The organism is Pseudomonas lalkuanensis (genome assembly GCF_008807375.1).
GTDB classification, from domain to species: domain Bacteria; phylum Pseudomonadota; class Gammaproteobacteria; order Pseudomonadales; family Pseudomonadaceae; genus Metapseudomonas; species Metapseudomonas lalkuanensis.
Map to the genome: position 1 here is coordinate 3,820,375 of NZ_CP043311.1, position 22,567 is coordinate 3,842,941.

The 22,567-nt window shown below is 63.7% G+C and carries 21 protein-coding genes; 13 read left to right on the forward strand and 8 right to left on the reverse strand.

The window, feature by feature from the left end; all coding sequences use genetic code 11:
- Positions 1 to 27: 27 nt before the first annotated feature.
- Positions 28 to 3,720: a methionine synthase gene (gene metH, locus FXN65_RS17825; RefSeq protein ID WP_151134863.1), complete on the forward strand. Its 3,693-nt coding sequence runs from the start codon at positions 28 to 30 to the stop codon at positions 3,718 to 3,720.
- Positions 3,721 to 3,791: 71 nt separating this feature from the next.
- Positions 3,792 to 5,177, forward strand: coding sequence for an FAD/NAD(P)-binding protein (locus FXN65_RS17830; RefSeq protein WP_151134865.1), 1,386 nt, complete (start codon positions 3,792 to 3,794; stop codon positions 5,175 to 5,177).
- Between the two features lie 26 nt (positions 5,178 to 5,203).
- Here FXN65_RS17830 and FXN65_RS17835 read toward each other — a convergent pair whose 3' ends face one another.
- Complete coding sequence (locus FXN65_RS17835) at positions 5,204 to 5,494, reverse strand: DUF1883 domain-containing protein (protein WP_151134867.1); 291 nt, start codon at positions 5,492 to 5,494, stop codon at positions 5,204 to 5,206.
- Between the two features lie 172 nt (positions 5,495 to 5,666).
- Between FXN65_RS17835 and FXN65_RS17840 the strand changes: the two genes are divergently transcribed.
- From FXN65_RS17840 to FXN65_RS17850, 3 genes are all read left to right on the forward strand, one after another.
- Positions 5,667 to 6,275 carry a hypothetical protein gene (locus tag FXN65_RS17840; RefSeq protein WP_151134869.1) on the forward strand — a complete coding sequence of 203 codons (609 nt, stop codon included), beginning with the start codon at positions 5,667 to 5,669 and terminating at the stop codon, positions 6,273 to 6,275.
- A gap of 66 nt (positions 6,276 to 6,341) precedes the next feature.
- The gene (locus tag FXN65_RS17845) at positions 6,342 to 7,382 is read left to right on the forward strand and encodes an RNA methyltransferase (RefSeq protein ID WP_151134871.1); all 1,041 of its coding nucleotides are present in this window, start codon (positions 6,342 to 6,344) and stop codon (positions 7,380 to 7,382) included.
- 54 nt (positions 7,383 to 7,436) lie between these two features.
- Positions 7,437 to 7,655 (forward strand): DUF2970 domain-containing protein, encoded by a 219-nt coding sequence (locus FXN65_RS17850; RefSeq protein WP_151134873.1) that lies wholly within the window; start codon positions 7,437 to 7,439, stop codon positions 7,653 to 7,655.
- 3 nt (positions 7,656 to 7,658) lie between these two features.
- Here FXN65_RS17850 and FXN65_RS17855 read toward each other — a convergent pair whose 3' ends face one another.
- Positions 7,659 to 8,744, reverse strand: coding sequence for an ABC transporter substrate-binding protein (locus FXN65_RS17855; protein WP_151134875.1), 1,086 nt, complete (start codon positions 8,742 to 8,744; stop codon positions 7,659 to 7,661).
- A 453-nt stretch (positions 8,745 to 9,197) separates the two neighbouring features.
- Between FXN65_RS17855 and FXN65_RS17860 the strand changes: the two genes are divergently transcribed.
- Both FXN65_RS17860 and FXN65_RS17865 read left to right on the forward strand, forming a co-directional pair.
- Positions 9,198 to 10,856 carry a nitrite/sulfite reductase gene (locus FXN65_RS17860; protein ID WP_151134877.1) on the forward strand — a complete coding sequence of 553 codons (1,659 nt, stop codon included), beginning with the start codon at positions 9,198 to 9,200 and terminating at the stop codon, positions 10,854 to 10,856.
- Positions 10,840 to 11,340 (forward strand): DUF934 domain-containing protein, encoded by a 501-nt coding sequence (locus FXN65_RS17865; protein WP_151134879.1) that lies wholly within the window; start codon positions 10,840 to 10,842, stop codon positions 11,338 to 11,340. The genes FXN65_RS17860 and FXN65_RS17865 overlap by 17 nt, the downstream gene beginning before the upstream one ends.
- 111 nt (positions 11,341 to 11,451) lie before the next feature.
- Here FXN65_RS17865 and FXN65_RS17870 read toward each other — a convergent pair whose 3' ends face one another.
- Positions 11,452 to 12,030 (reverse strand): TetR/AcrR family transcriptional regulator, encoded by a 579-nt coding sequence (locus FXN65_RS17870; RefSeq protein WP_151134881.1) that lies wholly within the window; start codon positions 12,028 to 12,030, stop codon positions 11,452 to 11,454.
- A 110-nt stretch (positions 12,031 to 12,140) separates the two neighbouring features.
- On the opposite strand from FXN65_RS17870, the gene FXN65_RS17875 reads away from it, so the two are divergent.
- Positions 12,141 to 12,995, forward strand: coding sequence for an alpha/beta hydrolase family protein (locus FXN65_RS17875; RefSeq protein WP_151134883.1), 855 nt, complete (start codon positions 12,141 to 12,143; stop codon positions 12,993 to 12,995).
- A gap of 19 nt (positions 12,996 to 13,014) precedes the next feature.
- Here FXN65_RS17875 and sohB read toward each other — a convergent pair whose 3' ends face one another.
- Positions 13,015 to 14,040 carry a protease SohB gene (sohB, locus tag FXN65_RS17880; RefSeq protein WP_151134885.1) on the reverse strand — a complete coding sequence of 342 codons (1,026 nt, stop codon included), beginning with the start codon at positions 14,038 to 14,040 and terminating at the stop codon, positions 13,015 to 13,017.
- Between the two features lie 209 nt (positions 14,041 to 14,249).
- Between sohB and FXN65_RS17885 the strand changes: the two genes are divergently transcribed.
- The 4 genes from FXN65_RS17885 to FXN65_RS17900 all read left to right on the forward strand — a co-directional run bounded on the left by FXN65_RS17885 (position 14,250) and on the right by FXN65_RS17900 (position 17,402).
- Positions 14,250 to 14,960 carry a histidine phosphatase family protein gene (locus FXN65_RS17885; RefSeq protein WP_151134887.1) on the forward strand — a complete coding sequence of 237 codons (711 nt, stop codon included), beginning with the start codon at positions 14,250 to 14,252 and terminating at the stop codon, positions 14,958 to 14,960.
- A 57-nt stretch (positions 14,961 to 15,017) separates the two neighbouring features.
- A complete protein-coding gene (locus FXN65_RS17890; RefSeq protein ID WP_151134889.1) occupies positions 15,018 to 15,332 on the forward strand; it encodes an SCP2 sterol-binding domain-containing protein in 315 nt (104 codons plus the stop codon).
- Between the two features lie 206 nt (positions 15,333 to 15,538).
- Positions 15,539 to 16,609: a phosphotransferase family protein gene (locus FXN65_RS17895; protein WP_151134891.1), complete on the forward strand. Its 1,071-nt coding sequence runs from the start codon at positions 15,539 to 15,541 to the stop codon at positions 16,607 to 16,609.
- A 25-nt stretch (positions 16,610 to 16,634) separates the two neighbouring features.
- A complete protein-coding gene (locus FXN65_RS17900) occupies positions 16,635 to 17,402 on the forward strand; it encodes an SDR family oxidoreductase (protein WP_151134893.1) in 768 nt (255 codons plus the stop codon).
- A gap of 128 nt (positions 17,403 to 17,530) precedes the next feature.
- On the opposite strand, the gene FXN65_RS17905 is transcribed toward FXN65_RS17900, so the two are convergent.
- Positions 17,531 to 18,181, reverse strand: a complete 651-nt coding sequence (locus FXN65_RS17905) for a hypothetical protein (protein WP_151134895.1) — start codon at positions 18,179 to 18,181, stop codon at positions 17,531 to 17,533.
- Between the two features lie 100 nt (positions 18,182 to 18,281).
- Between FXN65_RS17905 and FXN65_RS17910 the strand changes: the two genes are divergently transcribed.
- On the forward strand, positions 18,282 to 19,061 hold the full coding sequence (locus FXN65_RS17910; RefSeq protein ID WP_151134897.1) for a TSUP family transporter: 780 nt from the start codon (positions 18,282 to 18,284) through the stop codon (positions 19,059 to 19,061).
- Here FXN65_RS17910 and nudC read toward each other — a convergent pair.
- Genes nudC through FXN65_RS17925 form a run of 3 tightly spaced genes read right to left on the reverse strand, consistent with a single transcriptional unit; the run spans position 19,035 to position 22,397 of the window.
- Complete coding sequence (nudC, locus tag FXN65_RS17915) at positions 19,035 to 19,868, reverse strand: NAD(+) diphosphatase (protein WP_151134899.1); 834 nt, start codon at positions 19,866 to 19,868, stop codon at positions 19,035 to 19,037. The genes FXN65_RS17910 and nudC overlap by 27 nt on opposite strands.
- Before the next feature lies 1 nt (position 19,869).
- The gene (locus FXN65_RS17920; protein WP_151134901.1) at positions 19,870 to 21,546 is read right to left on the reverse strand and encodes a ferrous iron transporter B; all 1,677 of its coding nucleotides are present in this window, start codon (positions 21,544 to 21,546) and stop codon (positions 19,870 to 19,872) included.
- Between the two features lie 38 nt (positions 21,547 to 21,584).
- Complete coding sequence (locus tag FXN65_RS17925) at positions 21,585 to 22,397, reverse strand: crotonase/enoyl-CoA hydratase family protein (RefSeq protein ID WP_151134903.1); 813 nt, start codon at positions 22,395 to 22,397, stop codon at positions 21,585 to 21,587.
- Between the last annotated feature and the right edge of the window lie 170 nt (positions 22,398 to 22,567).

Genomic DNA, 22,567 nt, shown 5'->3' on the forward strand with positions numbered 1-22,567 from the left:
TGTTCACGCCACCTTCAGGTAGTTCCCATGTCCGACCGCATCGCCCGCCAGCAAGCCCTGCAACAGGCGCTCAAAGAGCGCATCCTGATCCTCGACGGCGGCATGGGCACCATGATCCAGAGCTACAAGCTGCAGGAAGAGGACTACCGCGGCACCCGCTTCGCCGACTGGCCGAGCGACGTGAAAGGCAACAACGACCTGCTGCTGCTGACCCGCCCGGACGTGATCCAGGCCATCGAGAAGGCCTACCTGGACGCCGGCGCGGACATCCTCGAGACCAACACGTTCAACGCCACCCGCGTGTCCCAGGCCGACTACGGCATGGAAGAGCTGGTGTACGAGCTGAACGTCGAAGGCGCGCGTCTGGCCCGTGAAGTGGCCGACGCCAAGACCGCCGAGAACCCGGCCAGGCCGCGCTTCGTTGCCGGCGTGCTCGGCCCGACCAGCCGCACCTGCTCCATTTCCCCGGACGTGAACAACCCCGGCTACCGCAACGTCACCTTCGACGAACTGGTGGAGAACTACAGCGAAGCCACCAAGGGCCTGATCGAAGGCGGCTCCGACCTGATCCTGATCGAAACCATCTTCGACACCCTCAACGCCAAGGCGGCGATCTTCGCCGTGCAGGGCGTATTCGAGGAACTGGGCTTCGAGCTGCCGATCATGATCTCCGGCACCATCACCGACGCATCCGGCCGCACCCTGTCCGGCCAGACCACCGAGGCCTTCCTGAACTCGGTGCGCCACGCCAAGCCGATCTCCATCGGCCTGAACTGCGCCCTCGGCGCCAAGGAACTGCGCCCCTATCTCGCGGAGCTGGCGGCCAAGGCCGAAACCCACGTCTCGGCCCACCCCAACGCCGGCCTGCCCAACGCCTTCGGTGAATACGACGAAACCCCGGCGCAGATGGCCGAAGTGGTGGAAGAGTTCGCCGCCAGTGGCCTGCTCAACATCGTCGGCGGCTGCTGCGGCACCACGCCGCCGCACATCCAGGCCATCGCCGAGGCCGTGGCCAAGTACCCGCCGCGCGTGATCCCGGAAATCCCCAAGGCCTGCCGCCTGTCGGGCCTGGAACCCTTCACCATCGACCGCAGCTCGCTGTTCGTGAACGTCGGTGAGCGCACCAACATCACCGGTAGCGCCAAGTTCGCCCGTCTGATCCGCGAAGAGAACTACACCGAGGCCCTGGAAGTGGCCCTGCAACAGGTGGAAGCGGGCGCCCAGGTGATCGACATCAACATGGACGAAGGGATGCTCGACTCCCAGGCGGCCATGGTCACCTTCCTCAACCTGATCGCCGGCGAGCCGGACATCTCCCGCGTACCGATCATGATCGACTCCTCCAAGTGGGAGGTGATCGAGGCGGGCCTGAAATGCATCCAGGGCAAGGGCATCGTCAACTCCATCTCCATGAAGGAAGGCGTCGAGGCGTTCAAGCACCATGCCCGCCTGTGCAAGCGCTACGGCGCTGCCGTGGTCGTGATGGCCTTCGACGAGGTCGGCCAGGCCGATACGGCCGCGCGCAAGAAGGAAATCTGCCAGCGCAGCTACGACATCCTGGTCAATGAAGTGGGCTTCCCGCCGGAAGACATCATCTTCGACCCGAACATCTTCGCGGTGGCCACCGGCATCGAGGAGCACAACAACTACGCGGTGGACTTCATCGAGGCCTGCGCCTACATCCGCGACGAGCTGCCCTATGCGCTGTCGTCCGGCGGCGTGTCCAACGTGTCCTTCTCCTTCCGCGGCAACAACCCGGTACGTGAAGCGATCCACTCGGTGTTCCTGTATCACGCCATCAGGAACGGCCTGACCATGGGCATCGTCAACGCCGGCCAGCTGGAGATCTACGACGAGATCCCGGCCGAACTGCGCGACAAGGTCGAAGACGTGGTGCTCAACCGTCACGAGGGCAGCACCGAGGCCCTGCTGGCCATCGCCGACAACTACCGTGGCGGCGGCGCGGTGAAGGAAGCCGAAAGCGAGGAATGGCGCAGCTATAGCGTTGAGAAGCGCCTGGAGCATGCGCTGGTCAAGGGCATCACCACCTTCATAGTCGAAGACACCGAGGAGTGCCGCCAGAAGTGCGCGCGCCCCATCGAGGTGATCGAAGGCCCGCTGATGTCCGGCATGAACGTGGTGGGCGACCTGTTCGGCGCCGGCAAGATGTTCCTGCCCCAGGTGGTGAAGTCCGCCCGCGTGATGAAGCAGGCCGTGGCCCACCTCATCCCCTTCATCGAAGCGGAGAAAGGCGACAAGCCGGAAGCCAAGGGCAAGATCCTCATGGCCACCGTGAAAGGCGACGTGCACGACATCGGCAAGAACATCGTGGGCGTCGTACTGGGCTGCAACGGCTACGACATCGTCGACCTCGGCGTGATGGTGCCGGCGGAAAAGATCCTGCAAACCGCCCGCGAACAGAAATGCGACATCATCGGCCTGTCCGGCCTGATCACCCCGTCCCTGGACGAGATGGTCCACGTTGCCAAGGAAATGCAGCGCCAGGGCTTCAACCTGCCGCTGATGATCGGCGGTGCCACGACCTCCAAGGCACACACGGCGGTCAAGATCGACCCGCAGTACAGCAATGACGCGGTGGTCTACGTCACCGACGCCTCCCGCGCGGTGGGCGTAGCCACCACCCTGCTGTCGAAGGAGATGAAGCCGGAGTACGCCCGCAAACTGCGCGAGGAATATGCCGAGGTCCGCGAGCGCACCGCCAATCGCGCCGCCCGCACCGAACGCCTGGCCTACGCCGACGCCCTGGCCAACAAGCCGCAATTCGACTGGGCTTCCCATCAGGTTGCCAAGCCGAGCTTCACCGGCGTCCAGCTGCTGGAGGACATCGACCTGGCGGTGCTGGCCCAGTACATCGACTGGACCCCCTTCTTCATCGCCTGGGACCTGGCCGGCAAGTACCCGCGCATCCTCACCGATGAAGTGGTGGGTGAAGCGGCCACTGCGCTGTTCAACGACGCCCAGGCCATGCTCAAACAGTTGATCGACGGCAAGCTGATCAAGGCCCGTGCGGTGTTCGGCTTCTGGCCGGCCAACCAGGTGGACCACGACGACATCGAAGTCTACGACGCCCACGGCAAGGCCCTGGCGCGCCTGCACCACTTGCGCCAGCAGACCATCAAGCCCGACAGCAAGCCGAACCTCTGCCTGGCCGACTATGTGGCACCCAAGGAAAGCGGCATCACCGACTACGTGGGCGGTTTCATCACCACCGCGGGCATCGGCGCCGAGGAGCTGGCCAAGCAGTACGAAGCCAAGGGCGACGACTACAGCGCCATCATGGTCAAGGCCCTGGCGGACCGCCTGGCCGAGGCCTGCGCTGAATGGCTGCACGAGCGCGTGCGCAAGGAACACTGGGGCTACGCGGCCGACGAGCATCTGGACAACGAGGCGCTGATCAAGGAGCAGTACAAGGGCATCCGCCCCGCTCCCGGCTACCCGGCTTGCCCGGACCACACCGAAAAGGGCACCCTCTTCCACCTGCTCGACCCGCAAGGCGCCTCCGGCGTGACCCTCACCGAGCACTACGCCATGTTCCCGGCGGCGGCGGTCAGCGGCTGGTACTTCGCCCACCCCGAGGCCCAGTACTTCGCCGTCGGCAAAGTCGAACGCGACCAGATCGAGAGCTACAGTAGACGCAAGGGTCAGGACCAGGCCGTAAGCGAGCGCTGGCTGGCACCGAATCTGGGATACGAGAACTAAGGCACGCTCTGCCCCGTTGCGGCGGATCAGGTCCGCCGCAACGAATGTAGTCGAAGGCCGAATTTGGGGGCATGAGAGTGAATCAGTGCATCAGCATCATTGGCAGTGGATTCTGCGGAACGGCACTTAGCATCCAACTACTCCACCACGCGAAAGAGCCGCTGCATGTGCAGCTGATTAATCGATCCGGCCTTCTGGCAAGGGGATTGGCCTACGGCACCCGCTCTGCCAGTCACCTTCTCAATGTTCCAGCAGGGCGAATGAGCCTGTTTCCGGATCACCCCAACGACTTCCTGTTTTTCGCGCAGTCCAGGCTTCCAGAGGCCCGGACGGGTGATTTCCTGCCCAGAAGCCTATACGGCGACTACCTGGAGCAGCGCCTGGCCGAAGCCATCGCAGGCAGGTCACCGGCCGTCTCGTTCGAGCATGTCGAAGCCCAGGTCGTCGATATCGACACGACTCCCGGCAAGGTGACGCTGGAACTATTGGACGGCCGCCGCCTGGAAGCGACCCAGGCAATCATCGCAACGGGCAATTTCGCCCCGGCCATTCCCGCCCCCCTTGCCGACATCGCCTCGGATCCGCGCTTCATCCGGGACCCGTGGCGGCCCGGCGTACTCCAGCCAATCGACCCGAAGTCGAGAATCCTGCTGATTGGCACAGGGCTGACCATGCTCGACGTGGCCCTGGCGCTGCAGGACAAGGGCCACCTCGGCAGCCTGCAAGCGCTTTCGCGACGTGCGCTGCTACCCCAGCCTCACCGTTCCAATCAGGAATCACCGAGCCTCCCCGAAATCCCGGAGTCGATACTCCAGCAAACCACGATGCGGCATTTGCTTTCCGACGTCAGGAACTTCGTACACGAGGCGCAACGCGACGGTTTCGACTGGCGCGACGTGGTCGCGGCCCTGCGCCCGATCACGCCGCTGCTTTGGCAGCGCCTGGCGTGCAGTGAGCGCAAGAGGTTCCTGCGCCACTTGCAACCCTACTGGGAAGTGCATCGCCACAGAGCCGCGCCGAGGATCGCCGCGCGAATCGAGGCAATGCTCCGGCAGTCCCTGCTGCAGGTTAAAGCCGGTCGCGTGAGCGCCGCAAGCATCACCGACACAGCGCTGGTACTGGACGTGAAACCACGTGGAAAACAGCAATCCTGCCGCTTCGAAGTCGATTACATCATCAACTGCACAGGACCGTGCAGCGACCTGTCGAAGCTGGATGAGCCGCTGCTCAACAGTCTATGTGCCCGCGGCGAAGTGCTAGGGGATGAGGAAGGACTGGGGCTGGAAGCCGACGATGGCTATCGATTGATGCGCAAGGACGAAGCGGCGCAAGAGCGACTCTTCCTGTTGAGCCCCATGCTCCGCGCCCGATACTGGGAGGCGACCGCTGTGCCTGAACTGCGCCAGCATGCGGCAAGACTCGCGGAACAACTGTTGGCAAAGAACCTGGCGGACTAGCCAGGTCCTTGGCTCCACCACGCGCCTTACTTGCTGCGGCGCACGAACTTGATCGACCACTCGAAGTTGGGCTTGCGCGTCACGCTGATGGCACGGCGGGTGACGGTGTCGAGGGTGACGTTCCAGAAGCCGGTGCTGGGGACCACGATCTTCGCCGGGAAACGGTCGAACGCGCCGCCGATGTAGTTGTGGCGGGCGCCATTCTTGAAGCTGCGGAAGTTCGCATCGTTCATCAGTCGGATGTTACAGGTCTGCGAGCACTGGATGACGACCAGGTCGCCCTCGTTGAGGTGCTCGCGTTGATGGATGAACTTCATGGACAGCTCCCGAATCGCTGGATCAAACAGCGCGCGAGGATACCACGGAGGCAAATGCCACAGCCTCGCCTACGCTGAAGAAGCCGACCAGGCAGGATGCCCGGGGAAACGGGATGACCTCCCACTGCGCATCCAACTTTCATGGAACCCGATCGACCAAGGTGGACACTTTATGCTCGACGCCAGCCGTATTCCCGCCCTCCTGATTACCCTCGGCCTACTCGCGGCCTGCACCAGCCATGCGGAAAACGAGGGGTTGGCCGCCACCACCAGCTCAGGCGAAGCCTACGCCCAGGGGGTGCCCGGTAGCGTCGTATCCGAGACTGAGCAGATTTCGGCGGTGGTCAAGGCTGTCGACCAGAAAAAACGCACTTTCACCCTCGAGGACGAACAAGGCAATCGCCAGACCTTCAACGCGGTCCCGGAAATGCGCAATTTCTCGCAGCTCAAGGTGGGCGACCACGTCAACGCTGTGGTGACCCACGAGCGCGTGATCGAGCTGCGCGCGCCAGGCAAAGCCGCGGAAGATGGCGCCGCCGGCCTGGTGGCGACCGCACCGGAAGGCGACAAGCCGGGCATGCTGGTCGCCAATACGGTGGAAATCACCGCCGTGGTCAAGGCCATAGACACCACCCAGCACACTGCCACGCTGCAGTTCGCCGACGGTACCCGCAAGGTCGTGCGGGTACGTCCGGACATCGAACTCAAATCGTCCTATCTCAACCAGGAAGTGGTCATCCGGATGACCTCCGCGCTGGCCATCAGTGTCGAGGCGCCCTGAGTCGCATCCAGCGCCCGGTCGGCGGGTCTGCCACCGCTTCGGGGACAGTGGTAGGATGCGCGCCCCATGCGAATCCCCGATATTCACCAGCGACTCGCCGACCTCGGCGCCCTCCCCGTCCATAGCGGGCGGGTAGTGCGTGCCTGGCTGCAGGGCAAGCCCCTGGACGCCGGCACCCGCCGTCAGCACACCGAACACTTCCTGCCCTTGAGCGTCCGCGACGGCTTGCCGGCACTGGCCGAGGAGCTGGGCTCCCTGGTGAGCCTGCGATCCGAACACCCCGGCGTCGACGGTTCCGCCCGGCTACTGGTGGCCCTGCGTGACGGTCAGATGGTGGAAAGCGTACTGCTGCCCCGTGACGGCCTCTGCGTTTCCACCCAGGTTGGCTGCGCCGTGGGTTGCGTCTTCTGCATGACCGGCAAGAGCGGCCTGCTGCGCCAGGTGGGCAGTGCCGAAATCGTCGCCCAGGTCGCCCTCGCCCGCCGCTTCCGGCCGGTGAAGAAGGTGGTGTTCATGGGGATGGGTGAGCCGGCGCACAACCTGGAGAACGTGCTCGAAGCCATCGACCTGCTGGGCACCGATGGCGGCATCGGCCACAAGAACCTGGTGTTCTCCACCGTGGGCGACATGCGCGTCTTCGAGCGCCTGCCCCAGGAGCGAGTCAAGCCGGCCCTGGCGCTATCGCTGCACACTACCCGGGCCGACCTGCGCGAACAGCTGCTGCCCAAGGCGCCGCGCATCGCCCCGGACGAACTGGTGGAGCTGGGCGAGCGCTATGCCCGCAGCATCGGCTATCCGATCCAGTACCAGTGGACCCTGCTCAAGGGCATCAACGACAGCCCGGAAGAAATGGACGGAATCCTGCGCCTGCTCAAGGGCAAGTACGCGGTGATGAACCTCATCCCCTACAACAGCCTCGATGCGGACGAGTACCAGCGCCCGGATGGCGAGCGCATCGTGCAGATGGTCCGCTACCTGCACAGCCGCGGCATCCTCACCAAGGTGCGCAACTCCGCCGGCCAGGACGTCGAAGGCGGTTGCGGCCAGTTGCGCGCCCGCGCCGTGGAACTGGTCAATACCCGTCGCCTGCAGCGCTCGGCCTCCTGAGCGGCCGGACAGCATTTCCCGGCTGACGAGCTAAGCTCAGGCCAGGAGGTGCCCATGGACGACAAGAACCACGATCAACCACTGAGCTTCCGCGAGATGCTGCAGAGCGTACTGGCGGCGGCCTTCGGCGTGCAGAGCGGAAAGAATCGAACCCGCGACTTCAGCCGCGGCAAGCCCAGCCACTTCATCATCCTCGGGGTGCTGTTCACCGCCATCTTCGTGCTGGTGCTGTTCGGACTGGTGAAAGTGATACTCCACCTCGCCGGGGTGTGAGCCTCACTTCATCAGTGGCTCCAGGGAAAAGCGGTAGTCAGGCGCAGACGTCTTGCCCACCAGGCTGAGGGCGCGGAAATCCAGGTCGTAGCCCTGCTGCTCCATGTGCCGCAGGAGGCGCTTCGCCTTGTCCCGGTCCAGGGCCATGAACAGCCGCACTTCGCGATCCTTGCCCCCGTGCCGGGCAAAGTCCACGCCTGCGTCGTAGTCATGCAGCAGTACCATCGCCCAGCCGCCGAGGGTGAAGTGGCCGCTGACCAGGGCGCTGATCTGTCCATCGAGGTAGGTGCGCAGGACTTCCGGGGAATTGTTCAGCGCGGAGAAGTACACGTCCCGCCCCGGCTTGCGTCCCAGTTCGGTGGCTGCCTTCATCGCGCCGAAAGCCATTTCATCGTTGGCCGACCACACGACACTCACATCCGGATAACGCTGGAACAGTTGAAGGGCCTGGTTGTAGGCGCGGTCTCGATTCCATTCGCTGTAGACCAGTTGCCGCAGACGGGCCTGGGGGAATTCGGCGAGGGCGGCCATCAGCCCCTGCTCTCGGCGCTGGGCGGCGGGCGTCTGCTTCACGCCGGAGAACGCCAGCACGTCGAAGGGCTGGCCATATGCGCGGCGCGCCTGCTGCTCCAATAACGAATGCGCCATCAGGTAGCCGGCCTCTTCATCATTGGGAACCATGCTGCCGATCCAGTCCGGATAGCGCTCCCGGGTGCCACCGGTCACGGACTGCTGATCAGGCGTCAGGCTGCTGTTCACCGCGAACAGCTTGACCCCACTGCCGCGGGCCAGCCGCAGGATTTCCGGCCCTGCGTACTGCTCGTTGACGAATACCAGGTAATCAGGACGATTCTCGCCCTGCAGCACTTCGCGAGCCTGGTCGAGCATCCGCTCCAGGTTGCGTTCGGCGTAGCGGATTTCCAGCTTCATGCCCAGATCGCCGGCAGCTGCCTGCATGAACTGCGCATAGCTGGCCCAGAAGGGTTCGTGGGTTCGCCCGGGGTTGAGAAACACCACCGAAGCGGCACTCAGCGACTGACTGAGCCCCAGGCAGAGAAAAAACAGAAGGGAGGCACAACGTCCTTTCATTCCATCACCCTGAATAAGCAGCGGCGCAGTATAACCGCTTATCGCAGGGCTACCGGACAAGATGGGGCAGACACCGGGAAGCCAGCCCGCCCCACACGTCCCTTATTGGTGGCTGACCCAGAACACAGCCGTGGAAACGGCAATCAGGATCAGGAAGAAGATGGCCCAGGCATCGACCTTGCTGTCGCGGTTGGTGTCTTCGGAATGTTCAGTCATGGCGTCCCCCGGTTGTTGTGGTTATAGGCGGCTTGCACTTCGAGTAAAGACCAGCCCCCGCAGCGCCTCAAGCCGAAGGGTTATGCACCCGCTCAAAGACATAACTTTCGGTTCTTTACATATACTCAAACATCACTTTTGCGCATAACCACGAACTGGTATCTTCCTCCGGCTCCGCGGGGAGTGCGCGGCCGTGCGCGCAGAAAAGCTGTAAGCAGCCTGACAACAGGACATTTCATGTACGTATACGACGAGTACGATCAACGGATCGTCGAGGACCGCGTCAAGCAGTTCCGCGATCAGACCCGCCGCTATCTGGAAGGCGAGCTCTCGGGTGAGGAATTCCGCCCGCTGCGCCTGCAGAACGGCCTGTACATCCAGCGTTACGCGCCCATGCTGCGCGTCGCCGTGCCCTATGGCCTGCTTTCTTCCGTGCAGGTGCGCAAGCTGGCTCAGATCGCTCGCGACTACGACAAGGGCTACGCCCACATCAGTACCCGCCAGAACGTCCAGTACAACTGGCCGGAACTGGAAGACGTGCCGGAAATCCTCGCCGAGCTGGCCACCGTGCAGATGCACGCCATCCAGACCAGCGGCAACTGCATCCGCAACACCACCACCGACCAGTTCGCCGGCGTCGCCCGTGACGAACTCGTCGATCCGCGCCCCTGGTGCGAGATCATCCGTCAGTGGTCTACCTTCCACCCGGAATTCTCCCACCTGCCGCGCAAGTTCAAGATCGCCGTCAATGGCGCCGTGAGCGACCGCGCCGCCATCGAAGTCCACGACATCGGCCTGGAAGCGGTGCAGAACGCTGCCGGCGAGCTGGGCTTCCGTGTGTCCGTGGGCGGCGGCCTGGGTCGTACTCCGATCGTCGGCAGCTTCATCAACGAATTCCTTCCCTGGCAGCACCTGATCAGTTATCTCGACGCCATCCTGCGTGTGTACAACCGCTACGGCCGTCGCGATAACAAGTACAAGGCGCGGATCAAGATCCTCGTCAAGGCGCTGACCCCCGAAGTCTTCGCCGAGCGCGTGAACGCCGAGTGGGCCCACCTGAAAGATGGCCCCACCACCCTGACCGAAGAAGAAGTGGCACGCGTTGCCAAGCACTTCGTCGATCCGTCCTACAAGGCCCTGGAAGACCAGGATGCAGCCCTTGCCGCGCTGGATGCCGAGCACCCCGGCTTCGCCCGCTGGCGCGTGCGCAACGTCATCGCGCACAAGAAGCCCGGCTACGCCGCAGTGACCCTGTCGCTCAAGCCCACCGGCGTGGCGCCTGGCGACGTCACTGACAAGCAATTGGACGCCATCGCCGACCTCGCCGATCGCTACAGCTTCGGTGAAGTGCGCAACAGCCATAACCAGAACATCATCCTGGCTGACGTCGAGCAGTCCCAGCTGTTCACTCTGTGGGGCGAGCTGCGCGAGCTCGGCTTCGCCACCCCGAACGTGGGCCTGCTGACCGACATCATCTGCTGCCCGGGCGGCGACTTCTGCTCCCTGGCCAACGCCAAGTCGATCCCGGTGGCCGAAGCCATCCAGCGCCGCTTCGACGACCTGGACTACCTGTTCGACATCGGCGACCTCGACCTGAACATTTCCGGCTGCATGAACGCCTGCGGCCACCACCACGTGGGCCACATCGGCATCCTCGGCGTGGACAAGAAAGGCCAGGAGTTCTACCAGGTATCCCTCGGCGGCAGTGCCGGCCGCGACGCCAGCCTGGCGCAGATCCTCGGTCCGTCCTTCGCCCAGGACGAAATGGCCGATGTGATCGAGAAGATCATCAAGGTCTACGTGGAACAGCGCACCGAAGACGAGCAATTCCTCGACACCTTCCGCCGTATCGGTATCGACCCGTTCAAGGAGCGCGTATATGCAGCGAATCATTAAGAACGGCCAGGTGATCGACGAGACCTGGCACCTGCTTGCCAAGGACGCGACCCTGGACGGCGTTCCCAACTGCGACGACATCATCGTCCCGCTGGCCCTCTGGCGCGACCACGCCCACGCCCTGAAAGCCCGCGACGGCGGCCTGGGCGTCTGGCTGGACAGCGACGAGGAAATCGAGGAAATCGCCGACCAACTGGAATACTTCCAGGTCATCGCGCTGAACTTCCCGGCCTTCACCGATGGCCGTCACTCCTCCACCGCCTACCTGCTGCGCCAGCGCTATGGCTACAAGGGTGAAGTACGTGCCATCGGCGACGTGCTGCGCGACCAGCTCTTCGCCCTCAAGCGCTGCGGCTTCGACGCCTTCGCCCTGCGCGCGGACAAGGACCCGTACGACGCCATCAAGGCCTTCGAAGATTATTCCGAGGTCTACCAGGCATCCAGCGACCAGCCCCTGCCGCTGTTCCGCCGCCGCACGGCCTGACCGGCGTACCCGCGAAAAGCCCCGCAATTGCGGGGCTTTTTGTTGGGTCTGCGGGAGCGAATTCATTCGCGAATAGATTCGCTTCCACAGGTGCATCGCCCATCCCGGGAACTAGGCACGAACGGCATCCCACGCCACCTGCATGAACAGCTCACGGCAATCCGCCAGGCTGGTACGGGTGCGTCCGGCCAGCCAGTTGCGGGTGAAATCCTGCACCGGCCCGATGACCACCGAAACGAAGCAGTCCCGCGGCATCTCGCGGTAGGCACCCGACTCGCGGTAGGGCCGCAGCATTTGATCGATGCGCCCGTGGTGCAGGCGATTGGCTTCGCGCAATTGCTCGCCCAGCTCGCTCGCTTCCACCCGCCCCCGATTGTGCAGAATGAAGCGCGCCCAGTCCGGATTCGCCAACACCCAGTCGACGTAGCCACCCACCAACAGCTTGATGCACGCCTCGGCGCCGTCCACCTTGGCGAAGCCCGCCTCGAGCAGGCGCGCATAGCCGCCCACGCCCTCCAGATAGAGCGCCGCGATGATCCGCTCCTTGTTGCCGAAGTGGTGATAGAGGCTGCCGATACTGGCGCCGGAGCGGTCGCGGATCATCTCGATGGTGGTGGCATCCACGCCCTGCTCGCTGAAGCAGGCCAGGGCGGCCTGGAGAATGTCGTCTTTGCGGGAGGGACGGCCCATGAATGTCCTCTGATGAGACTAGAATATTTTTCTAGAATACTTTTCTAGCTTTCGTATACTGCCGCGATTCGCATATTTCCAGAAGCCCTTTCCACGCCAGGACGGATGCAATGACCAGTTCGACAGAAACCCGGATCGACAACGGCAACGGCCACTTCATCAGCGCCAACTGGTTCCGCCCTGATGGCGAGGTGCAGGCCGCGGTGCTCATAGTACCCGCCATGGGCGTTCCGCAGCGCTATTACGCCCCCTTCGCCACCTGGCTCGCCGAGCGCGGCTACCTGGTTGCCACCTTCGACTACGTCGGCATGGGCCAGTCGCGTAATGGCCACCTGCGTAATCTGGATGTGGACATCCTCGACTGGGCCCGCCATGACTGCAGCACCATGCTCTCGCTGGTGGCCAACGCCGCCGGCGACAAACCGCTGTACTGGATCGGCCACAGCCTGGGCGGGCAGATCCTGCCCTTTGTCGAAGGCGCCGAGCGCATCAGCAAGGTACTGACCATCGCCACCGGCAGCGGCTACTGGCGCGAGAACACCGCCGAGCTTCGTAGCCGTGTCTGGCTACTGTGGTTCCTGGTGGCACCGCTGGTGACGCCCCTGGCCGGCTACTTCCCCGGCAAGCGTTTGGGCATGGTGGGCGACCTGCCCAAGGGTGTGATCAATCAATGGCGCCGTTGGTGCCTGGACCCGGAGTACGCCGTTGGCGCTGAAGGCGAGAACGTGCGCGCCGCCTATTCCGCGGTGCGCACGCCAATTACCTCCATTTCCTTTACCGACGACGAGATGATGTCCGGGCGCAACACCGAGTCGCTGCACAGCTTCTACCGACAGGCGAAAAAGACATTCAAACGCATCGCCCCGGCGGACGTGGGCGAGAAGAGCATCGGTCATTTCGGCTTCTTCAAGCCGCACTACCAACGCTCGCTCTGGCAGGACGTGCTGTTGCCCGAGCTGGTTTAAGCAGCCCGGGCCGATCGGCCTACTGCCAGAAGCGCTGCTGGCTGAGCCGCTCCCACCAGCTCAGCAGCACGCGGTCAATGGCCACGCTGGCAGCCAGGCCGACACGCTCCTGCAGACTCTTGCGAGCGGCATAGTGCAGATGGAACAGCTCGGCTTCCTTGGCGCGCGCGGCGAGGTACTCATCGCTGGTACGCAGTTCATCCACGAGCTTCTTCTCCAGTGCGGCCGTGCCCAGCCAGACTTCACCCGTGGCGATCTCGGCCATGTCCAGTTGCGAGCGATAACGACCGACGAAGCCCTTGAACAGCTCGTGGGTGGCTTCCAGGTCTTCCTGGAACTTCTGCCGGCCCTTGTCGGTGTTCTCGCCGAATACAGTGAGGGTGCGCTTGTACTCGCCGGCGGTGAGCACTTCGAAATCGATGTCGTGCTTCTTCAGCAGGCGATGCACGTTGGGCAACTGCGCCACGACACCGATGGAGCCGATGATGGAGAACGGCGCGGCGAGGATCTTGTCGCCGATGCACGCCATCATGTAGCCGCCGCTGGCCGCCACTTTGTCCACGCAGACGGTAAGCGGCACGCCCGCATCACGAATACGCGCCAGCTGCGAAGACGCCAGGCCGTAGCTGTGCACCATGCCACCGCCGCTTTCCAGGCGCACCACCACTTCGTCCTTGTCCGTGGCCATGGACAGCAGCGCGGTCACTTCATGGCGCAGGTGATCGGTAGCCGACGCCTTGATGTCACCCTCAAAATCCAGCACGAACACCCGAGGCTTGTGCTTGCCTGCCTTCTTCGACTGCTTCGCCGCCTTGGCCTCGGCCTTGTGCACAGCCTTCAGCTGCGCCTTGTCCAGCACCGAATGCTCCAGGCGCTCGCGCAGGCCCTTGTAGAAATCGTTGAGCTTGCGCACATCCAGATGGCCGCTGGCGACGCGGCGATTGCGCCCACGCAGGGCAGCAATGGCTGCCAGCACCACCAGAATGGCCACCAGCACGGTGACGGTCCTGGCCAGAAAGCCTGCGTAATCGGCAAAGAACTCCACGTGTATCCCCCTTGTAATCCCTCCTGGCGCCATCCTTTCGGCGGCGCGACGACCAGCAAGCATAACGGCGCCACCCCTGGCTCGCCAGCGACTGGAAACGTCTTCATAAACAGTGGGAATGCATTCAAACAAGCGTATGTTTTTTCGTTGACAGGCCCCTGGCTTCCCCATATCTTCGCGGAACTTTCAACCTCACGGGACGCCAGTACGTGGGCAGCATCTACCTGATTCGACATGGCCAGGCTTCATTCGGTGCCGATGACTACGATGTGCTCTCGCCCATCGGAATCCGCCAGGCCGAAGTGCTGGGCGCCCACCTTGCCCAACTGGGCCTGCGTCTCGATCGTTGCTACAGCGGTGACCTGCGTCGCCAGCAACACACCGCCCAGGCCGCACTGGCGCAGTTCGACGCCGCCGGTCTCGGCGCTCCCGCGATCCAGATCGATCCGGCCTTCAACGAATTCGACGCAGACGCAGTGATCCGCGCCCTGCTCCCCGACTTGCTCACCGAAGAACCCGAAGCCCTGCACGTGCTGCGCAACGGGGCGCAGAATCGCGCCGAGTTCCAGCGCCTGTTCTCCAAGCTGGTGCTGCGCTGGGTCGCCGGTGAGCGCGACATGCCCGACCTGCAAAGCTGGAAGGACTTCGTCGAGCAGGTCCGCGGCGGCCTGGAGCGCATCCTGACCGAAGCGAACAGCAAACAGAACATTGCCGTTTTCACCTCCGGCGGCACTATCACCGCCCTGCTCCACCTGGTCACCGGCATCCCGGCCGAAAGCGCCTTCGGCCTCAACTGGCAGATCGTCAACACTTCGCTCAACCGCCTGAAGTTCCGCGGCAACGAAGTGACCCTGGCTTCCTTCAACAGTCATGTGCATCTGGAACTGTTGAAGGCGCCGGAGCTCATCACCTATCGCTGAGCCCGGCCTACTGCGGCCGGACAGGCCGCCGAAAAACCCTAGAAAAAGGAAAACACCATGACCAACGTTGCTGACATCGTCAAAACCATGCAGTCCAAGTTCAACGCCGGTGCCGCCGCTGGCCTGGACCTGGTATTCCAGTTCAACATCGAAGACGGCGACAACCACTACCTGACGGTCAAGGACGGTACCTGCGACGTACAGCAGGGCGACGCCGCCAACCCGAACGTCACCCTGATCATGGACAGCGCCACCCTGGTTGGCATCATGACCGGCGAAACCGACGGCATGCAGGCTTTCATGGCCGGCAAGCTGCGCGCCGAAGGCGACATGATGCTGGCGATGAAGCTCGGCGAACTGTTCCCGGTCTAAGCTTTACGCTGAGATCCAGAACGAAGAACCGGAGTCCCAGGGCTCCGGTTTTTTTTCGCCCAATGCATGCAGTGCGGGCGAATCAGGCAGCCTGATTGTGCTGCAACACCTTTGTCTATAACGGCTCGTTCGGCTTGTGACGCACCCAAGGCGGCATTAGATTAGCGAATAGTCTCGGGCCCCCATCATAAACAGAAGGGATAAGCATGACGCTTACTGATCAGTCCACCCGCATCCGTGAAGGCGAAGAGCTCGACGCCGCCGTTATCGACCGGTACCTCAAGGCCAACATTCCCGGCCTGGACGGTACGCCGCGTATCAGCCAGTTCCCGGGTGGCGCCTCCAACCTGACTTACCTGCTGGAATACCCCAACCGCGAATTCGTGCTACGCCGGCCGCCCTTTGGCCACAAGGCCAAGTCCGCCCACGACATGGGCCGCGAATTCCGCATCCTCAACCAGCTCAACGCCGGCTTCCCCTACTGCCCGAAAGCCCACGTGCACTGCACGGACGAATCGGTGCTCGGCGCCGAGTTCTACGTGATGGATCGGGTCAAGGGGGTGATCCTGCGAGCCGACCTGCCAGCAGACCTGTCGCTCGACGAAGGCCAGGCCCGCGAACTGTGCCTGAGCTTCATCGACAAACTGGTGGAGCTGCACAACGTCGACTACAACGCCTGCGGCCTGGGCGACCTGGGCAAGCCGGAAGGCTACGTGAAGCGCCAGATCGCCGGCTGGAGCGACCGCTACGAGAAGGCCCTGACTCCGGACGCTCCGACCTGGGAGCCGGTCAAGGCCTGGCTCAAGGACAAGATGCCCGCTGACCACCACAAGCCAGCCATCGTCCACAACGACTACCGCTTCGACAACGTGATCCTCGACCCGGCCAACCCGATGAAGATCATCGGCGTGCTGGACTGGGAGCTGACCACCATCGGCGATCCGCTGATGGACCTGGGCAACACCCTCGCCTACTGGATCGAAGCGAAGGACCCGGCACCAGTACAACTGATGCGCCGCCAGCCGAGCCATCTGCCGGGCATGCTCACCCGCCAGGAGTTCGCCGACTACTACGCCGAACGCGCCGGCCTGCCGCCCATCACCAACCTCGACTTCTACTACACCTACGGCCTGTTCCGCCTGGCCGGCATCGTGCAGCAGATCTACTACCGCTATTTCCACGGACAGACCCAGGACAAGCGCTTCGCCCAGTTCATCCACATGAACAAGCTGCTGGAGCAGATGAGCCTGCAGGTCATCAACCAATCACGGCTGTAAACCGGCTTACAACAAGGGGAATCCCATGCCCAAGACCAACCTGTTCGACCTCGACGGCAAGATCGCTTTCGTCTCCGGCGCCAGCCGCGGTATCGGTGAAGCCATCGCCAAGCTGCTGGCCCAGCAAGGCGCCCACGTGATCGTCTCCAGCCGCAAGATCGAGGGCTGCCAGGCCGTCGCCGACGCCATCATCGCCGAAGGTGGCAAGGCCACCGCCATCGCCTGCCACATCGGTGAAATGGAGCAGATCCAGAGCGTCTTCGCCGAGATCCGCGAGAAGTTCGGCCGCCTCGACATCCTGGTCAACAACGCCGCCACCAACCCGCAATTCTGCAACGTGCTGGATACCGACCTCTCGGCCTTCCAGAAGACCGTTGACGTCAACATCCGCGGCTACTACTTCATGTCCATCGAAGGCGCCAAGCTGATGAAGCAGAACGGTGGCGGCAGCATCATCAACGTCGCTTCCATCAACGGTGTTTCCCCGGGTGAGTTCCAGGGCATCTATTCCGTGACCAAGGCTGCCGTGATCAGCATGACCAAGGTGTTCGCCAAGGAATGCGCCCAGTTCGGCATCCGCTGCAACGCCCTGCTGCCGGGCCTGACCGACACCAAGTTCGCCTCGGCCCTGGTGAAGAACGATGCCATCCGCAACGTCGCCCTGCAGCGCATCCCGCTGAAGCGCGTGGCTGACCCGAGCGAAATGGCCGGCGCCGTGCTGTACCTGGCCAGCGCTGCCTCCAGCTACACCACCGGCGTTGCCCTCAATGTCGACGGCGGCTTCCTCTCCTGAGTTTCACGCCCATGAAAGAAGGGAGCCTGATGGCTCCCTTTTTTCATGCCTGCCGTTTCCGTGGGAGCGAAATCATTCGCGAATGAACTCGCACCCACGGTGGCGTGCCCTGCGTTTCAAGCCCCGAATCAACGCCAATCCTTCAGGGCTTCCTTGGCTACCTGGTTCAGCGGCTGGGCGAGCAGCCCGGTGGGCGACAGGCTCACCGAATAGACCGCGCCATCAGCCATGGGCAGATAGGTCACCCGCTGGGCTTCGGGCACGAAGAGGAAGAAGTCGCGTTGAGCCATGCGTAGCCAACGCCAGAAGTCGACGCCGTAAGGGCTGCTCGCCAGTTGCGCGCGCGGATGCTGGGCCAGGTTCTGCTGCTCGATGGCGAGGAAGCGCCCCGACAGACGCTCCAGGCGATACCCCGGTTGCAGCCCCAGCAGGTTGCCCAGTCCTTTCCACTTCAACAGTCGCGCATCCAGTTGCCAGAGGTCGCCATCCAGCAGCACCTCGCGCTCGGTGGCACCTTCCAGCAAGGTGACCTCATAGCTCTGCGGGCCCAGGGACTTGAAGCTCAGGGTCACCAGCGGCTTGTCTTCGGGAAGCGCGTCGTAGCTCCACAGGTCCCGGGCGACCAGTGCTACCAGCAGCGCCAAGGCCAGGAAAGCGAGGCCGCACGTGCCACGAAGCCAGCCGAGAAACCAGCTGCGATCGAAGAGGATGCGTCCGGCTACGACCGCGACCAACACTGCCAGCAGGGCGGCTGCCCAGGCCAGGCCGTCATACTGCATGGAGCCCATTCCTTATGCGTGAAAATGCCGGCATTATGCGCAACTCCCCCCGCCGCAGCCACAAGCCACGCGGCAGTTGTAGACACGGACCTCGTTTTCCATGCCAATCCCCTTCGAGCTGGCGGTCGATCCCGCCACCCTGGCGATTCTCGCCGCTGTTGCCTTCCTTGCCGGATTCATCGATGCCATCGCCGGCGGCGGCGGCCTGCTGACCATCCCCGCCCTGCTCACCGCCGGCCTGCCACCTCACCTGGTGCTGGGCACCAACAAGCTCTGCGCCACCTTCGGCTCGGCCACTGCCAGCTACACCTTCTATCGGCGCAAGTTGTTCGACCCGTCGAAATGGCGCAATGCGCTGATCGCCACCGCCATCGGCGCGGCCCTGGGCGCGGTGATCGCCCACTGGCTGCCCGCCGCCTGGCTCAACCAGATGCTGCCGGTGGTGGTTTTCGGTTGCGGCCTTTACCTGCTGTTCGGCAAGACGCCGGATGTCCAGCACCATGAAGACGCGCCCATCGCACGCCGCCGCCAATGGCCCCAGGGACTTGGCCTCGGTTTCTACGACGGTGTCGCCGGTCCGGGCACGGGCGCCTTCTGGACGGTCAGCAGCCTGCTGCTCTACCCCCTGGACCTGGTCCGTGCCAGCGGCGTTGCCCGCAGCATGAACTTCGTCAGCAACGCCATGGCACTCGTGGTCTTCATCGCCGCCGGCCAGGTGGCCTGGGCACTGGGGATCAGCATGGGCATCGCACTGATGGCGGGCGCCTTCCTTGGCGCACGCACGGCCATCCAGGGCGGTGCCAAGTTCATCCGCCCGGTGTTCATCATGGTGGTGTTGGCGCTGACCGCGCGCCTAGTTTGGCAGCACTGGATCGGCTAAACCGAGGCGCCGTGCCACATAGAGGTCGATGAGGTAACGCGCGATGGAGCGCTGTGCCGGCAAGGGCGGCAGCGCATCCACCGGGAACCAGCGGGCGTCTTCGATCTCACCCGGCTGCGGCACGATGTCCCCGCTGCGGTACTCGGCATGGAAACCAAGCATCAGCGAATGCGGGAACGGCCAGTTCTGGCTACCGATGTACTGGATGTTGCCGATTTCCACGCCGACTTCTTCCCGCACCTCGCGGGCTACGCAGTCTTCCACCGACTCACCCGGCTCGACGAAACCGGCCAGGGTGCTGTAGACGCCGGTGACGAAGCGCGGCGAGCGCGCCAGCAACAGCTCATCGCCACGACTGACGAGCACGATCATGCTCGGTGACAGGCGCGGATAGTGGTGGACTTCGCAGCTCGGGCAACGCATCGCGCGCTCACCCGCAACCCGCTCCATGCGCTGCCCGCAGCTGCCGCAAAAGCGGTGCTGTTCCGCCCAGGTGCCGATCTGGCTGGCGTAGCCAAGCATGCGGAAGACGTCGGGATCGCCCTGCAGCATGACCTGGCGCAGCCCCTGCCAGTAGCAGCCGTCCACTGGAGCAGGATGGGCCAACTCCAGCAGATAGATCGGATCGCCGTCGAAATGGCCGATGCCATGCTCGGCCAGCACCGGCAGCTCCTGGCGCTTCAACCACTCACGGGGAAAGAGCACGCCGTTGCTGTCGGAGAGGAACTGTTGGCGGCAATGGGCCACGACCCAGCCACCAGGCGTGGAGACATCCAGCAGCCCCGACTGCCAGCGTTCACCAGCCATCTCAGGCCGCCACCGGCAGGCCCAGGGCCCGCACACTATTGGCCGCCAGATCGAGCACGTCGGCCTGGAAGCCACGCCGCATGCCGGCGCCGCCTTCGAGGTAGTACTCGAGGCTGGTCAGGGCATCGGCCAGGGTTTCCAGCATCTGCTCAGAAGGCATTGCCGAGGCTTCCAGCATCTGCTGCTGGATGTACGCGCCGCAGGCACCCACCAGGGCGGCTGCGCGTTCCTGGTCAAGGAACCAGAGGCCGCCGCGAACGGCTTGCAGGCTCACCGGCACGTTGGCCAGGTGCGGTTTTTCGCCATTGGATTCCAGGTAGGCGGTGATGGCGCGCTTGGCCAGTGCCAGCCCAGCCTGGGCTTCGTCGAGCACCACGATGCGCGCTTCGGCCAACTGGTGGTTGGCGAAGGATTCCGCCTCGTGTCCCGGCTCGACCGGCTGGCGAACACCACTGCGCTTACCGCTGTCCAGGCCGGCCACCATGCCTTCTACGTAGAGCACGGCATCAGCCAGTTTCAGCAACTCGTTGGCGTCCACCGGTGAGCCTGCGCTCCAGGTAGCGACCAGCGGCAACTGCACCTGCAGGGCATTGCCGGGAGAATTCAGCCCGACCATGACCAGGGTCTTGGACAGCTTGCCCAGCAGAGCGTGCAGATTCCCGAAGGACTCAGCGGGCGCGGTACCCCGCTCGATGAGGTCGATCGTGTCCTTGACGCTGTTCAATTCCTCGAAGATGGCCGAGGACAGCGAGCGCATCACCGACTGACCGGGGCCGGACAGGCGCTGGTACTCCTGCTCCAGGAGCTGGTCGGTGAACGGCAGCGCGGTCATCCCGAAGACTTCGCGCAGCTCGCGGGAACGCGGACCCTGGCTGTCGGCCAGAGCCACCAGGTAAAGGAGTTCTTTCTGCAGGCTGCGCGGTGCCTCGTAGGCGGCATTGCCCAGCAGCAGCTTGAGCTCACGGTCCACTCGGGAGAACAGCTGCTTGCGCGACTTGCGAGCGAGCAATTGGCCATCCAGCTGCGCTTCGATGGCCGCGGCGCCAATCCAGCCCAGGCGTCCGCGGGGCTGATCGGCGTACAGGCGCTCGATGCCGCCCAGGGCTCGCTCCATGGTACGCAGCGCGCTCGGCACTTTCTGGCCGCGCAGGAATCCGAGCAGGCCCTGCTGGTAGGCCTGACGGAAACGCCGCCCCAGCGCTTCGGCATCGACGCCTTCCGGCAGTCCGGGCACGGGTGCCTGGCGCGACTGATCCAGGCGCACGCTGAAGAAATAGCTCTCCGGCAATGGTGGCTGGCCGCCAGCCTGACGCAGGTCGTTGATGGCCGGCAGCAGCAGCTCGGGCATCTCCTGCCGATGCACGTCGAGGTTTTCCAGGTAGCGACGTAGCACATGCAGGGCATTGCTCAGGGCCGCCAGTTGGACGTCGCGTTCCTCGCCGGCACCGGCGGGAATGTCGGTGGCCTGGTCGAGCAGCTCCTGGGCCAGCAGTTCGGCGCCGGTCAGTTCGATCAGATTGAGCGTGCCACGCACCTGGTGCATGGCCTCCACCGCCTGCTGCAGCAGGCTGCCGTTCTGACGCTCGGCAATGAAGTGCTCGAGGCTCTGTTCCGCCTGTTCCATGGTGGCGAACAGTTCATCGCGCACGAGACCCAGCGAAGTGACTCCAGTGACCATGCCTCAGTGCGCCTCCCGCGCGAGTGTGCGGTACCGCATCAGTCAGCGAACTCTGGCTTCTGCTTGCTCATGTGGGCCGTCATCGCCACGCGCAGGTCGGCCGATTGCAGCATGGCCGCATTCCAGGTGGCGATGTACTCGAGACCATCATCTACCCGGTGGTCGCGCATGTAACGGATCATTTCCTTGGTGCCGCGCACCGCGATGGGCGACTTGGCGGCGATCTGATGGGCAATGCCGAACACGCCGTCGAGCAGCGCGTCCTGGTTTTCGAACGTACGGTTGACCAGCCCCAGGCGCTGGGCCCCTTCACCGTCGATGGTGCGGCCGGTGTAGGCCAGCTCGCGCATCATGCCGTCGCCGATGATGCGCGGCAGGCGCTGCAGGGTGCCGACGTCGGCGGCCATGCCGATGTCGATTTCCTTGATGGAGAATTGCGCATCGCCCGTCGAATAGCGCATGTCGCAGGCCGAAATCAGGTCGATGGCGCCGCCCAGGCAGTAACCCTGGATGGCCGCGATCACCGGCTTGCTGCAGTTGTCGACGGCATTGAAGGAGGCCTGCAGTTCGAGAATCTTGCGGCGCAGCGCGCGTGCGTTGCGGCCAGCATCCGGGCCCAGTTGGGCGCCGACCGAGGCCAGCATCATCAGGTCGATGCCGGAGGAGAAATGCTTGCCCGCGCCGGAAAGCACCACCACCCGTACTTCGTCGTTGTCCTCTATTTCGCGGAAGATTTCGACGATTTCCTTCCAGAAATCCGCGTTCATCGCGTTGATCTTTTCCGGACGGTTGATCTGCACATGGGCGATCTTGTCTGCCAACTCTACACGGAAGGCTTTGTAATCAGGCACGGTTCAGTCCTCGGCGTGCGCCATTGAAATGGTGTCATTCAGGAGCCCGGCAACTATAACAAGCACAAGGTAAAAGTCGATGCCGCCCACTGTGACGCAGGCCACGCCGCGCAATTGCCACTTCACCTGGAGAAGCCGGCTCAAACGCTTGATCTAGCTGGACCGGGCTG

Bases quoted from the DNA above. Each gene is read 5' to 3' on its own strand.
- FXN65_RS17860 (WP_151134877.1), top strand. From the start codon at position 9,198: ATGTACGTATACGACGAGTACGATCAACGGATCGTCGAGGACCGCGTC.
- FXN65_RS17890 (WP_151134889.1), top strand. From the start codon at position 15,018: ATGACCAACGTTGCTGACATCGTCAAAACCATGCAGTCCAAGTTCAAC.
- FXN65_RS17875 (WP_151134883.1), top strand. From the start codon at position 12,141: ATGACCAGTTCGACAGAAACCCGGATCGACAACGGCAACGGCCACTTC.
- FXN65_RS17905 (WP_151134895.1), bottom strand. From the start codon at position 18,181: ATGCAGTATGACGGCCTGGCCTGGGCAGCCGCCCTGCTGGCAGTGTTG.
- FXN65_RS17840 (WP_151134869.1), top strand. From the start codon at position 5,667: ATGCTCGACGCCAGCCGTATTCCCGCCCTCCTGATTACCCTCGGCCTA.
- FXN65_RS17920 (WP_151134901.1), bottom strand. From the start codon at position 21,546: ATGGTCACTGGAGTCACTTCGCTGGGTCTCGTGCGCGATGAACTGTTC.
- FXN65_RS17865 (WP_151134879.1), top strand. From the start codon at position 10,840: ATGCAGCGAATCATTAAGAACGGCCAGGTGATCGACGAGACCTGGCAC.
- FXN65_RS17845 (WP_151134871.1), top strand. From the start codon at position 6,342: ATGCGAATCCCCGATATTCACCAGCGACTCGCCGACCTCGGCGCCCTC.
- FXN65_RS17835 (WP_151134867.1), bottom strand. From the start codon at position 5,494: ATGAAGTTCATCCATCAACGCGAGCACCTCAACGAGGGCGACCTGGTC.
- nudC (WP_151134899.1), bottom strand. From the start codon at position 19,868: ATGGCTGGTGAACGCTGGCAGTCGGGGCTGCTGGATGTCTCCACGCCT.
- FXN65_RS17895 (WP_151134891.1), top strand. From the start codon at position 15,539: ATGACGCTTACTGATCAGTCCACCCGCATCCGTGAAGGCGAAGAGCTC.
- metH (WP_151134863.1), top strand. From the start codon at position 28: ATGTCCGACCGCATCGCCCGCCAGCAAGCCCTGCAACAGGCGCTCAAA.
- FXN65_RS17830 (WP_151134865.1), top strand. From the start codon at position 3,792: ATGAGAGTGAATCAGTGCATCAGCATCATTGGCAGTGGATTCTGCGGA.
- FXN65_RS17850 (WP_151134873.1), top strand. From the start codon at position 7,437: ATGGACGACAAGAACCACGATCAACCACTGAGCTTCCGCGAGATGCTG.
- FXN65_RS17870 (WP_151134881.1), bottom strand. From the start codon at position 12,030: ATGGGCCGTCCCTCCCGCAAAGACGACATTCTCCAGGCCGCCCTGGCC.
- FXN65_RS17855 (WP_151134875.1), bottom strand. From the start codon at position 8,744: ATGAAAGGACGTTGTGCCTCCCTTCTGTTTTTTCTCTGCCTGGGGCTC.
- FXN65_RS17900 (WP_151134893.1), top strand. From the start codon at position 16,635: ATGCCCAAGACCAACCTGTTCGACCTCGACGGCAAGATCGCTTTCGTC.
- FXN65_RS17910 (WP_151134897.1), top strand. From the start codon at position 18,282: ATGCCAATCCCCTTCGAGCTGGCGGTCGATCCCGCCACCCTGGCGATT.